10 protein-coding genes are annotated in these 14101 nt (G+C 38.9%); 4 read left to right on the top strand and 6 right to left on the bottom strand.

The features are described 5' to 3' along the window. Positions 1-10: 10 nt before the first annotated feature. The 3 genes from TOL5_RS10565 to TOL5_RS10555 form a co-directional block, all read right to left on the bottom strand. Positions 11-1672: an AMP-binding protein gene (locus TOL5_RS10565; RefSeq protein WP_121774385.1), complete on the bottom strand. Its 1662-nt coding sequence runs from the start codon at positions 1670-1672 to the stop codon at positions 11-13. 94 nt (positions 1673-1766) lie between these two features. Beyond that, positions 1767-2657, bottom strand: a complete 891-nt coding sequence (gene mmsB, locus TOL5_RS10560) for a 3-hydroxyisobutyrate dehydrogenase (RefSeq protein WP_121774386.1) — start codon at positions 2655-2657, stop codon at positions 1767-1769. A 15-nt stretch (positions 2658-2672) separates the two neighbouring features. Then, a complete protein-coding gene (locus TOL5_RS10555) occupies positions 2673-4190 on the bottom strand; it encodes a CoA-acylating methylmalonate-semialdehyde dehydrogenase (protein ID WP_121774387.1) in 1518 nt (505 codons plus the stop codon). Between the two features lie 165 nt (positions 4191-4355). Between TOL5_RS10555 and TOL5_RS10550 the strand changes: the two genes are divergently transcribed. Further along, on the top strand, positions 4356-5237 hold the full coding sequence (locus TOL5_RS10550) for a LysR family transcriptional regulator (RefSeq protein WP_005031638.1): 882 nt from the start codon (positions 4356-4358) through the stop codon (positions 5235-5237). An 86-nt stretch (positions 5238-5323) separates the two neighbouring features. On the opposite strand, the gene TOL5_RS10545 is transcribed toward TOL5_RS10550, so the two are convergent. Further along, positions 5324-7528 carry an OsmC domain/YcaO domain-containing protein gene (locus tag TOL5_RS10545; protein ID WP_151781404.1) on the bottom strand — a complete coding sequence of 735 codons (2205 nt, stop codon included), beginning with the start codon at positions 7526-7528 and terminating at the stop codon, positions 5324-5326. Between the two features lie 624 nt (positions 7529-8152). On the opposite strand from TOL5_RS10545, the gene yddG reads away from it, so the two are divergent. Beyond that, complete coding sequence (yddG, locus tag TOL5_RS10540) at positions 8153-9079, top strand: aromatic amino acid DMT transporter YddG (RefSeq protein ID WP_009586867.1); 927 nt, start codon at positions 8153-8155, stop codon at positions 9077-9079. 192 nt (positions 9080-9271) lie between these two features. On the opposite strand, the gene TOL5_RS10535 is transcribed toward yddG, so the two are convergent. Continuing rightward, positions 9272-10327 carry a Rieske 2Fe-2S domain-containing protein gene (locus tag TOL5_RS10535; protein ID WP_221260705.1) on the bottom strand — a complete coding sequence of 352 codons (1056 nt, stop codon included), beginning with the start codon at positions 10325-10327 and terminating at the stop codon, positions 9272-9274. A gap of 289 nt (positions 10328-10616) precedes the next feature. On the opposite strand from TOL5_RS10535, the gene TOL5_RS10530 reads away from it, so the two are divergent. Continuing rightward, positions 10617-11549 (top strand): LysR family transcriptional regulator, encoded by a 933-nt coding sequence (locus TOL5_RS10530; RefSeq protein WP_004830702.1) that lies wholly within the window; start codon positions 10617-10619, stop codon positions 11547-11549. Between the two features lie 173 nt (positions 11550-11722). Here TOL5_RS10530 and hpxO read toward each other — a convergent pair whose 3' ends face one another. Then, positions 11723-12880 carry an FAD-dependent urate hydroxylase HpxO gene (gene hpxO, locus TOL5_RS10525; RefSeq protein ID WP_009586874.1) on the bottom strand — a complete coding sequence of 386 codons (1158 nt, stop codon included), beginning with the start codon at positions 12878-12880 and terminating at the stop codon, positions 11723-11725. Positions 12881-13092: 212 nt separating this feature from the next. Between hpxO and alc the strand changes: the two genes are divergently transcribed. Then, entirely contained in the window at positions 13093-14100 is a 1008-nt protein-coding gene (gene alc, locus TOL5_RS10520) for an allantoicase (RefSeq protein WP_121774389.1), read from the top strand. Position 14101: the final 1 nt, after the last annotated feature.

The raw sequence follows: 14101 nt of genomic DNA, 5'->3' as shown, positions 1-14101 counted from the left end.
AGGATTTATACTAACCTGCATTCTTTTCTAATTGTTGTTTGGCAATCTCTTGATTACGCAATAAAAACCGTTGGATTTTGCCACTAGGTGTTTTTGGAAGCTCTGTTACAAACTCCACTTGTCTTGGATAAGCATGTGCCGATAAGCGCTTTTTAACAAATTGCCCCAGTTGTTCTGCCAAACTGTCAGAAGCAATTTGATGCTCTGCTAAAATCACAAAAGCTTTGACGATTTCAGTTCTTTCCACATCAGGAACACCGATCACAGCTGCTTCAATGACCGCATCGTGTTCAAGCAAAGCACTTTCTACATCAAAAGGACCAATTCGATAGCCTGAGGTGGTAATCACATCATCACTACGCCCAACAAAACTCATGCTGCCATCTGCATGCAGTTCAGCAGTATCACCGGTTAAATAGTAATGTTTTACAAAAGGTGATTTACGGCTTTCTTGATAGCCACCGAACCACATCATCGGTGATTGCTGGATATCCACTGCTAAAATTCCAGGTGTATCTGCTGGAAGCTCGTTGCCTTGTTCATCAAGCACAGCAACACGGTATCCTGGACTTGCAAAACCAGCAGCACCAGCACGCACCTCATGCTCCAAACCATGATGGTTACACACCACCATGCCAACCTCAGTTTGTCCATAATGATCGAAAATAGGTGCATCGAGTGCCTGTTTAAACCAGCGGAAAACTTCAGGATTTAGAGGTTCACCGGCACTACTGACTACACGAAATTTACCTTTCAGTTGCGCCATTTGGGAAGGATCTGCAGCCATCATCATACGATAAGCGGTCGGTGCGCCTGCCAAATTGGTAATTTTATAATCCTCAATAATTTGACATAAACTTTCGATGCTAAAACCGCCTTCATAAAATAAAGTTGCATGCCCCAACAACAATGGTCCCGTAATGCCATAGTACAAACCATATGCCCAACCTGGGTCAGCAATATTCCAAAAGTTATCTTCTTCACGTAAGCCAATGGCATCTTTCATGTAATTACCGAAAGCAATTAAGGCTTTCAGTGGTACTTCTAAGGGTTTCGCAGGTCCAGTGGTTCCCGAAGTAAACATCAACAAAAATGGAGCTTGAATATTTTGCATGACCAAATCACAGTGTTCAGACTGTTGTTCGACCTTTTGCCAAAAATCTAAATCGCCATCCATAACACCATGACCATGCTGATCAGCAACCGTCATTATTTGTGGACATTGTGCGATTTCATCCAATTTGCTTCGATTCGCTGTATCAGTTACGACCAATTTACTTTTTGCCAATTGAAGACGATGTTCAATGGCTTTGGGACCAAATGCAGTAAAAAGTGGCTGATAAACTGCACCAATTCGCCAAGCCCCCAAAATCACAACCAGCAATTCTGGTGTTCTTGGTAATAAACCCGAAATACGATCGCCTGTTTGGACACCTTGTGATTTTAAAAAGTTAGCAAACTGACTCGACCACTTTTTCAGTTGACTAAACGTATACTGTTGTTTGCGTCCATCTTTGCCTTGCCAATATAAGGCAATTTTTTCGCTATCAGCATCTGCATGTCGATCGCAGCATTCATAACATGCGTTCAGTTGCTCGACTGAACCCGATAACATTGCTTTTACTGCACCGTCTAAATTAAATGAATTAGCAACTTGATGATAATTCGACATATTATTTACTCCAGTCTGGATTTATTGTTATTCATGACACGAGTGAATCTATAGCTTTCACCATCCTTTGATGGTGAAATGGCTGATATTTGGATTAAGCTTCTTTCGCTAAGTATTGTTGGATAATGCTAGAAAAATCGAGCTGGGCATTTCCTTGCATACACAGTTGCTGATACAACTGCTGAACCAAACCGCCTAAAAGAACAGGTTGTTTGACTTGCCCTGCTGCTTCAATGGCTAGACCAAGATCTTTCAGCATCAATTGCGTGGCAAAACCATCACTATAACCACGCCCAGCAGGTGCATTTGCAGAAATACCCGGCCAAGGGTTACAGACTTCAGAACTCCAGCAACGACCACTAGAGCTATTGATCACCCCTGCTAAAGCTTGTGGATCAATACCGAGTTTTGCGCCAAGTGCCATGCCTTCAGCAACGGCTGCCATCGAAATGCCTAAAATAAGATTATTGCAAATTTTCGCAATTTGACCTGCACCCACTCCGCCACAGTGCACGATATTTTTGCCCATTGGTTTGAGTACAGATTGAACTTGTTCAAAGGTATTTAAGTCTGTACCGACCATAAATGTCAGTGTTCCTGCTTGTGCACCAATCGTACCGCCTGATACAGGTGCATCGCATACTTGAATCCCTTGCTCTGCGCCTACGACTGCAATGTCTTTGATTGTTTGTGGATCAATGGTACTGCTGTCTATGCATAAACTACCTTTTTTGAGTACTGCAAGTACGCCATTTTCACCCAAATAAACCTCTTTGACATGTTTTGCGGCTGGGAGCATAGTAATCACCACATCGGCTTGTTCAGCAGCAGCTTGTGGGTTGGCATGTGCAATGCCTCCTGCTTCAGTAAAATGAGCAATGGCAACTTCACTCAAATCAAAGCCATGTACCTTTAAACCAGCTTTGAGGAGATTATGAGCCATCTTACCGCCCATATTACCTAGACCAATAAATGCAATATTCATCCTTGAACTCCTCGATTAACGCAAGCTAATGGTGGTATTCACTTCACCTTTTTCTTGTGTATCTTCAAACCAACGGCTCGTGATGGTTTTGGTTTGCGTATAGAACTGTACGGCTTGTTTGCCATAAGGTCCTAAGTCTCCGAGTTTTGAACCTCGTGAACCTGTAAAGCTAAAGAACGGAACAGGTACAGGAATTGGAATATTAATGCCGACTTGTCCTATATCAATGTTGTTTTGGAAAGTGCGAGCAATCGCACCGCTTTGAGTGAACAAACCTACGCCATTTCCAAATGGATTTGCATTGACCAACTCCATAGCTTGTTCAAGCGTATCAACATGAATAATGGCAAGCACAGGTCCAAAAATTTCTTCTGTATAAATGCGCATATCGGTTGTGACTTGGTTGAAAATAGTTGCTCCCACAAAATTACCATGTTCATAGCCAGCCACTTTTACATCGCGACCATCAAGCAATAATTGAGCGCCTTGTTCAACACCACTATTGATTAAATCTATAACACGGGCTTTGGCACGTGGAGAAATAACAGGACCAATATCGGTTTGAGGTTCATGCCCTGCATTGACTTTTAAGGTCTGGGCTTTTTCGACTAATTCATCCACCCAGTTTTTGGTTTCACCCACCATCACCGCAACAGAAAGCGCCATGCATCGTTGCCCAGCAGCACCAAAAGCAGCACCGACCAAGGCATTTAAGGTTTGTTCTTTATTGGCATCTGGCATTACCACAACATGGTTTTTTGCCCCCATCATAGATTGTACACGTTTAGCATGTTGACCTGCTAAGTTATAGACATGTGTGCCCACAGCAGTTGAACCGACAAAAGAAATTGCTTTAATATCTTGATGTGTACATAGACGATCAACCACTTCTTTACCGCCATGAACAACATTCAATACACCTGCTGGAACGCCTGCTTGTACAGCCAACTCAACCAACATCATGGTCGATAATGGATCTTGCTCAGAAGGTTTAAGAACAAAGGTGTTACCGCACACGATTGCCATTGGAAACATCCATAAAGGAATCATGGCAGGAAAGTTGAATGGAGTGATACCTGCACATACGCCCAGTGGTTGTTGCAAGGTATAGGTATCTACACCACGTGCCACACCTTCGATATATTCGCCCATTTGTAAAGTGCCAATTGAACAAGCATGTTCAACCACTTCTAAACCACGTTGAATATCACCTTCTGCGTCTGCCAAAGTTTTGCCTTGTTCAGCAGTCAACACATGGGCAATATCTTTCATGTTGTCACGGATTAAATCCTGTAACTTGAGCATAATGCGCATGCGTGCTTGGATTGGTGTTAAACGCCAAGTTTTAAAAGCTTCCTGTGCAGCCGCAATTGCAGCATCCACTTCATCCAAAGTCGCCATAGGTACACGACCCAGAACTTCCTGTGTTGCAGGATTTAAAATATCTTGCCATTCGGTTGTATTGGATTCGGTAAATTTTCCATTAATTAATAATTTAGCCGTCGTCGAATGAATATTTGACATCGTGTTCATAACCTCTCCATAGGCACTATTTTTTGTTGTTACTTTCTTAGAAAATAGCCAAAAGCAGTATTTTCATCAGCTCTGTTTCAATTCAAACTAACAAAGAAAATATAGATGACCAATAGAAATTAACGCACAATGAATGTGCAAATATGCACAAGGACGTCATGAACAATGAAAGTAGATTGGGATCACTTACAGTTTTTTTTGGTGCTGGCTCGCGCAAAAACGCTTACCAATACTGCACGGATCATTGGGGTTGAACACAGCACAGTATCTCGACGAATACAGGCTTTAGAGCTTGCTTTAGGTACACCATTATTTAGACGAGAAGCAACGGGCTATGAACTTACACAGGAAGGTTTAGCACTTGTACCTCGTGTCGAACAGATGGAACAAGCCTTTTTGCAAATTGAAAAACCGAACTTACCTTTGCAGGGACATGTGCGAATTGGCACACCAGAGGGCTTTGGTACTGCTTTTTTAGCTCAGTTATTGGCAGAATTATCCAAACAATATCCACTGCTCACTATTGATCTCATTCCTGTGCCTAAGATGATTAAACTTTCGCATCGTGAAGCAGATATTGTAATTTCAATTGATCGTCCTAAATCTGGTCCTTATATTATTACCCGCTTAACAGATTATTGCCTTAAAATTTATGGCAGTAAAACCTATTTAGAATGCACCCAACCCATTAAAAAACTTGAAGATTTAAAAAATCATAAATTTGTGAATTATATTGATGATTTAATTTACAGCCCTGAACTGTATTGTTTAGAACGTTTACCTTTGCAACTGAATGCTAATTTTCGAAGTAGTAGTATTTTAGCCCAACAGATCGCCGTCAGTGCTGGTGCTGGATTGGCAATTTTGCCCAAATTTTTAGCGGACAATAAACCTGAACTTGAACAGGTTTTAGCAGAAGAAGTTCGCTTTATTCATACCTTTTGGATGCTGACTTTGGTTGATTTACAGCACGAACCCCGTATTAAATTGGTCTGGGATTTTTTAAGAGCACAGGCGGACAAATATCAGAATTTATTGATGGATTGATCAATCTTTCTAAATGACAAAGCTTTATTTGAACGGTGTATGACCAGCAAAGTTATTTGGTGGTCATACTTTTCAAGAACACATTGTTATTTTACTAGACCCACCGCTTTAGCACGTGCCTTATGCAATTTTTTATAACTGTCAATCAAACGTAAATGACGGTCTAAACCCTCTAGCTTCATGCTGGTTTCTGTTAAACCATAAAAACGAATGCTTCCCTCTAGAGAGCCAATCACTGCATCCATACGCTCATCACCAAACATACGGCGGAAATTCGCTTCATAGTCATCCAGATCCATCTCGTCATCCAGTTCGACTTCGAGCATGACATTCATACACTGATAGAACAAACCACGTTCAACGGTATTGGTGTTGTATTGAAGGAACTGTTCCACCAAATCTTTGGCTTCTTCAAACTGCTGTAAAGCAAGATAAATTAACAGTTTTAACTCAAGAATAGTGAGTTGTCCCCATACCGTATTATCATCGAATTCAATACCAATTAACGTCACGATATCGGTATAGTCATCAACCTCAACTTCTTCAAGACGCTCAACCAAAGCTTCAAGCTGTTCATCATCCAAACGATGTAAATTTAAAATATCTTCACGGAACAACAAGGCTTTATTGGTATTGTCCCAAATTAAGTCTTCAACCAAATAAATTTCAGAATAATCTGGCACGATAATACGGCATGCAGTTGCACCTAAATGCTCATAGACCGCCATATAAACTTCTTTACCCATTTGTTCAAGAATGCCCATCATGGTTGCAACTTCATCAGCATTGGCATTTTCACCTGTACTGCTAAAATCCCACTCGACAAAGTCATGGTCAGCTTGGGCACTAAAGAAACGCCAAGATACCACACCACTTGAATCAATAAAATGTTCAACAAAGTTATTCGGTTCAGTCACGGCATTACTACTAAAGGTCGGCTTAGGTAAATCATTTAAACCTTCAAAGCTTCGACCTTGTAATAACTCAGTCAAGCTACGCTCCAAAGCCACTTCAAGCTTAGGATGCGCACCAAACGATGCAAATACGCCGCCTGTACGCGGATTCATTAAGGTGACACACATCACTGGAAATTCACCACCCAACGATGCATCTTTAACCAAGACTGGGAAGCCCTGTTCTTCTAGACCTTTAATACCCTCAACAATACGTGGATACTTGGCTAAAACATCTTCAGGTACATCAGGAAGAGTAATTTCACCTTCCAGAATTTCTCGTTTAACTGCACGTTCAAAAATCTCAGATAAACATTGGACTTGCGCTTCGGCTAAAGTATTTCCAGCACTCATACCATTACTTAAATATAAGTTTTCAATCAAATTAGAAGGAAAATAAACCACTTCCTGATCAGACTGACGTACAAAAGGCAACGAGCAAATCCCGCGTGCTGTATTGCCTGAGTTGGTGTCATAGAGATGCGTTCCCAACAATTCATTGTCTGGGTTATAAATCTCTAAAGTATATTCATCTAGAATTTCTTTAGGGAGTTCACCATTTGGACCTGGTTGAAACCATTTTTCATTTGGATAATGCACAAACTCAGCATTGGCAATCTCTTCCCCCCAAAACTGATCGTTGTAGAAGAAATTACAGTTTAAACGTTCAATAAATTCGCCCAAAGCAGATGCCAAAGCGCTTTCTTTGGTTGCACCTTTACCATTGGTAAAACACATAGGTGACTGTGCATCTCGAATGTGTAATGACCACACATTGGGAACAATATTTCGCCAAGAGGAAATTTCTATTTTCATACCCAAACCTGCCAGAATCTCTGACATATTGGCAATGGTTTCCTCTAAAGGTAAATCTTTACCTTCAATATAAGTTGAACTTTCTTTTGCTAAGTTTGGCATCAGCAAAGCTTGCGCATCAGCATCAATGCTTTCAACTTCTTCAATGACAAATTCAGGACCTGTTTGAATGACTTTTTTAACTGTACAACGGTCAATCGAACGTAAAATCCCTTGGCGATCTTTGTCTGAAATATCAGCAGGAAGTTCGACTTGGATTTTAAAAATTTGTTTATAACGATTTTCTGGATCAACGATATTGTTTTGAGATAAACGAATGTTATCAGTCGGGATATTTCGTGCAGCACAATAAACTTTAACAAAATAAGCTGCACATAACGCAGATGATGCCAGAAAATAATCAAAAGGACCCGGTGCAGAACCATCACCCTTATAGCGAATTGGCTGATCAGCAATAACGGTAAAATCATCGAACTTCGCTTCTTGTCGAAGATTATCGAGATAATTAACCTTGATTTCCATGTGGGCACCTAAAGAATCTTATGTGTGAACACGGACACATAAATTTAAATATTGAAAATAAGTCAAATAACACACAACAAATTGACTTAAAAAGAAACTAACATCAACGAATATTAGTCAGAATGGGCGCTATTATAGAATTATTTTATTAAATTGATAATGCTTGTCTGGCGTTAATCGAAAATCTATCTAAATCACCCTGTGTGAGCATCAAATGTTTATCTGCTCAATACTGCATAGATCAGTTGAATTTTTTATTGAATAAGAAACCAATAAGTGATTTTTTCCAAAAATATTTTTTGTAATTTCCATCTGAAAGCTAGACCTAGTGTGCCTTTTCATCGAATGTTTAAGTTATAATTACTTACATTATTTTACCTTTCATAAAATTCTGTATCAATAAGGGTCTGTTGAGTAATCGTCTATGTTTGTGACTACGCCTGTTGTTTAGGTGATATTCACACTGAATACGGAATCTAGTCATGCTATATGCTGAGGTGCATTGTTTAGCAAGCTAACAACGTTGTGACAAAAATACCACTCTCCCCGCTGTGGCTTGCGTTGTAAATAAACAACGAAAGCCTTTTATGAAAAATCAACAGCCCCTAAAATCTGAAGTTTGCTATGTCAAAAAATCTCGCTACACTGATTGGTTTCAGTGCAATTTTGCAGTGGTCATCCATCGTAGGTTTACTGAAAAAAATCAGTTTTAGTATGGGCGCAGATTTAGCAGTACTACTTATGTATAGCTTAAGCACATGTATTTTATTGCTCTTCTTTAAAATTCCAAATTTAAAACTTATTTCAAAGAAATATTTAATCTTTTCAACTTTGCTCTTTGTGATTTATGAGTTGTGTTTTTCTTATGCAATCGCTCTAGCACAAACGGCTCAACAAGCGATCGAAGTCAGTTTAGTAAATTATCTTTGGCCTGGCTTAACGGTTGCCATGTTGATTCTATTTAAAGAAATCAAATTTAATATTTTTGTTGTGGTTGGTTTAGCTATTAGTTTAAGTGGCATTGTCATGATTCAAGCTGGACAAGGCGCTTTAAACTGGACAAATATTTTATCCAATATTCAAGCCAATCCAACCAGCTATATTCTTGCTTTCCTTGGTGCATCGTTGTGGGCGTTATATTGTGTTATTACCAAAAAATACAGTGATGGACACAATCCGATTTCATTCTTTTTTGTGGCGATCAGTTGTGTACTATGGGCAAAATATTTATGGTCACATGAATTTAGCTTTAATGTAATCCAGCATTTTGAACTGTCTACCTTTGCGCTGTTAGCGATGGTGTCTTTTGTGATGGCAATGGGTTATGCTGCATGGAATATTGGAATTATCAAAGGCAATATTACCATTTTGGTGACCTTGTCTTATTTTAGTCCAGTCATTTCAACCGTGATTTCCATGACGATTTTACAAACCCGTTTACCTACAGAATTTTGGTATGGTGTGATTTTAGTGACAGCAGGTTCGCTGGTATGCTGGGTTTCAACCAACTGGCAACAACTTAAAGATAAATTCCTCGCAGTCCTTAATTAAAATATTTTTAAATTTTTTGATTTAATAATGCATACCAATTTAGCAGAACCAAATGGTTTATAAGATTATTTCTATAATTGGAAGAAAGTTTAATAAACTGACACCTAAGCTGAAAGATTTTATAAAAGATACTTAAAAGATTATAAGGCATTAAAAAAGCACCCGAAGGTGCAAAGCACAAAACATTAATAATTAAATAATATAGCGTTTACTTAAGCCCCACTCAGCGAGAATCCGACGGTACATGGTAGAAGAGCGGTCTGCTTCAAAGTGGGCTTCCATTGAAATATCTAATGGAAGTTCTTCAGGTTTTTGACTTTCGATCATGTCCTGATCTTCTGCAAAAATCTGAGCGTTGAAATCATAAACCGCCTGTAAATCTCCTGTTGTGTCGAAGTTACGTATGAGTGGGACAAATAAACGGGTTTTGTTAGATGAAACAGGACAACATGCATTTAAAATTTTTAATACACCTTGTCGTGGAAATTCAACTTTTAACACCGCCGAAAATGGTGGATAAACATCAAAAATACGTTTCCACAAAAATCCTTCTGGTGCTAAATGTTGTAAGCCATGTGGATAATTACTCACACCGCTGACATATTCAGTGTGTAAACCATAATATGTTCGTTCAGTGGTGTATTTAGGAACGATCGGATTATTTGCATCTGCAAAAGATTGGTGATGCACCCATGCAAAATGTGCAACATCAATAAAACCTTCCAGTTGACGACCACTAGAGCCTGCAATATCAACAAATGGAGGCAATATTGCCTGATGCTCTGGATCATCCCATGTATCTAAAACAGGAAAATTTGCTAGCTGTTCATCACGGCTAAATAAACTGGTCCAGACCAAACCATACTTTAAAACCACAGGAAATTTTGTCAGGCTAAAACGCTCAGAAATTTTACTGAGTTCGGGCTGTGCTGGAATCTTGGTACATTGTCCTTTGGTGTTGTAATGCAAGCCATGATATGGGCAAATAATCTCCTCACCCTCTACCCAGCCTTTGGTTAACGGTACGCCACGGTGCGGACAAATATCTCGAACCAATTGAATTGCACCACTTTCTGTTTGGTAGAGTGCCATTTTCACATCTAACAACTGCACTTGTTGAGGTTGCATTGAGACATCTTGAATACGTGCCACTGGATACCAGTGTTGAGCAAGTATCTCCCAGTCTTTAGGTTCAAATGTACTACATTGCGGTTGGCTAAATAGTTGAAGAACTGGAATGGCGTTCATACTAAACTCACAAATTTTATATTTAACTTCATTAACCTATGCCATGATGCAGTACTGAATTTCAGTTAAGTGCTTAAGGCATACTTTAAAATTACAAATTTAGTTAAATTCTGTCTATTAGAAAGTTTAATGTCGATCATTCTAAAAATTAGAACACATTGAAAGAATATTATTTTTATTTTAGAACGAAAAATTGGCATAGAAATCGCTTAGCTTTTCACTGACCTTGTTATTTGCTTAACTGAAAGAATGAGCAAAATGTCATCCGTATCACCATGGACAGCGTTATATGCCAATAAATATGACTTTTTCTCGATTCTCTGATTATTTTATCGCTGTTGCAAAAACAGGGAGTTTAAGAAAAGCTGCGGATCAGCTGTATATTTCTGTTTCTGCAATACACCGTCAAATTGCTTTAGCTGAAGAAGAATTTGGAATCGATCTATTTGAACGCTTACCCAATGGCTTAAAGCTCACCCTTGCTGGAGAATTACTCTATGCAGATTTAATCAAATGGCAGAAAGAATTCCAACTTACCCGTAATCGTTTTGATGAAATACAAGGGCTTTCACGCGGAACCATTGACTGTGGGCTGATTACTGCGCTCAGTGATGGTTTTGTTCTCGATTCTATTCAATATATGTATGAGAACTATCCTTGGATCAATTTTAACTTTCATATTCAAGACAGTGAAAAAGTTTCAAATATGATTATGGACGCTGAGATTGATTTTGGCATTTTGTTGAATCCTAAAGGACATCACCAACTTGAGGTTTTAGCATTTGTTGAAATTCCAATCGGGTTTGTTTTACCTAAAGATCATCCACTCACTAAAACTGAAAAAATCCATTTATCAGATACCTTAAATGATCAACATTTAATTCCAAGTGCACCATTAATCATTCAGGATTATGTGCAAACACTGTATAAACATTATCAACTTGTACCGCAACACCAGTTAGAATGTAATGACATCCGAATGATAATGTCATTAATTCAGAAAAATTTAGGTATAGGTTTACTTTCTTATATCGATGCCTATCCTTATTTAGAACGAGATGAACTTTGCTTTAAACCAATTCGTGAAAAAGGTTTGTACCCACTAACACTAGCCTTATGTGTTGCACCAAAGCGACAGCTTTCTCGTGTTTCACAAGTCATGATTAAGCATTTGATTGAACAAATAGAGCGATTTAAGCTCAAATTGATTGATTATCAATAAGCGCTGTAGGGGATGAATCTGATATACATTTTCTTATAAGATACGCAGCAGTCTGAAGCACATCTTGTCGCATATTGAAGTTAACGTCCTTGTCAGCACTCAATAAAAGTTGATAAACATCTAAGATGTCATTAATCCAAATCAACTTTGAATTAAACCGATATAACCATATATCAATCCAAAGGATTACCGACAATATTATTAATAATGCCACGCATGATATGAGGACCTTGTTCGCGACGCAAATCTGCATACCATTCTTTGGTTACAGTCTCATCTTTCATATGCGTGACATCACAACGTTTTCGCGCGCGCAATACCAATTCATTGGCACGCTCATTGCGTTTATTTTGATAACGTTTTAATGCATCTTCTAAACCTAAAGTATTGATCTGCAATGCTCTTGCCAAATAGATCGCATCCTCCATGGCTTGACAACCTCCTTGACCAATATCAGGAGTGGTACTGTGTGCAGCATCGCCCATGATCACTACACGCCCTTTATAAAATTGGGTAAAAGGTTCAATATCATGAATTTCTACACGATTGGTGGTTTCTACATCTATTGCCTCAATTAGGTTTTGTACAGGGGCACACCAATGCTGAAAATATTGCTTAAATAAAGTTTTATATTGGCTTTTGTTATTGTCTAAACCTACAGGCAATGGAACATCAAAGAAAAAGTAAAAGCGATTTTCAGCAATCGGCATCAACGAAACTCGTTTTCCATCACCAACAAATGTTGTCCATTGATCTGCTTGTGCCAATTGATCAGAAATTTCAACCAAACCATTCCAGTTGACATATCCCGCATAGCGTCGTTCAACCTGCTCACCCAAAACATACTGGCGTGTCAAGGAATGTGTGCCATCAGCACCAATCACCAATGCTGTAGTAATTTCAGTTCCATCTGCAAATGTAACCTGAACATGTTGATCGATTTGTTTTAACGCCACCATTTTTTTTCCAAGGTGAATATCGTCTCGACCAAATTCATCCATCAACATATTTTGTAAATCTGCACGCGAGACTGGATACGGACGTTGTCCAACCTCTTCAATTAATGGCAATAAACTAAATTGCGTCATTTTATCGCCAGTTAAACCATCGAAATAGGCCAAATGATCCATTTGACCACCAAGTTTGGCAATTTGTTCCGTTAAGCCCAAGTAATTTAAGCACTTCACACCATTTGACCATAACGAAATTGCTGCACCTACAGCCCTGATCTGCTCAGTTTGTTCGTAGATGGTGACCGTATGACCGAATTTTTTTAGTGCAATACCAGCGGTTAGTCCTCCCATACCTGCACCAATAATTGTAATCTCCATCTATTTCTCCTCTGATTGTTTTCTCGCACTGTTGCCTAAAATGCTAAAAACGTGCCATTTATATAAAAATCCATACATTTTCAGAGAAGAATTGGCATAGGCTGTGCATGATAAGTGCCATAAGATATTGTTTTTATGAGTGCTTATAAAATATTTGTCACTGATAACAACGCTTTGATTAATGTGAATAGTAATATGAATGGTAAATAAATATGGCAACTTTACTTGCACCAAATTTTGAACTTCCTGCACATTTACAGCGATATACAAATTTGGCAGATCCCCGAATTGGGGCAAAAGTACTTGAATGTTCAGATGATTTTTTTGCTGAGGCTTCACGAATGTTGCAATTCGATGCGCCTATTTTTGTCGAAGATAAATTTGATGACCACGGTAAGTGGATGGATGGTTGGGAAACCCGCCGTAAGCGTCATTCAGGTTATGATTGGGCAATTATTGAATTGGGAGTTGCAGGTAAAATCAGTGCCTTTGACATAGATACTACTTTTTTTACCGGCAACTACCCTGCATCGGCTGCTATAGAGGCATGTTATGCACCAAATGGGAACCTGAATGATGCACTGTGGCACCCCATTTTAGCCAACTCTATACTTGGACCTAGCCAACATCATCTCTTCAATGTGAAAAGTGAAGATATTTTTACACATGTTCGATTAAATATTTTCCCAGATGGCGGCATTGCACGTTTTAGAGTTTATGGTGAAGTGAGTATTCAGATTCAAGACCAAACACAAACTTTAGATTTATTGGCATTGGAAAATGGTGGGCGGGTAATAGCTTATAGTGATGCCCATTTTGGACATCCTCGTAATTTGATCAATCCAGGACGCGGAATTAATATGGGAGATGGCTGGGAAACAAAACGCCGTCGAACCCCTGGCTTTGATTGGTGTGTTTTAGCACTCGGCAAAAATGGTTTGATTGAAAAAATTGAAATCGATACTGCACATTTTAAAGGCAATTACCCTGCTCAAGTCTCCATTCAAGCCACTTATATTGAAAATGCGACAGACCCGCAATTAATTCCACAAAGTATGTTTTGGACGTATTTATTACATCCCAAAGATATGCAAATGGATCATATCCATCTATACATCGATGAAATTTTAAAACATGAAAAAATTTCTCATATCCGCGTCAACATGATTCCAGATGGGGGCATCAGTCGGATTCGTCTATGGGGGAAAATCATTGACTGAT

Source organism: Acinetobacter sp. Tol 5 (genome assembly GCF_019702905.1).
Taxonomy (GTDB): domain Bacteria; phylum Pseudomonadota; class Gammaproteobacteria; order Pseudomonadales; family Moraxellaceae; genus Acinetobacter; species Acinetobacter bereziniae.
Note: the sequence above shows the minus strand (reverse complement) of the source record. Positions and strands in the feature narration are given on the sequence as shown.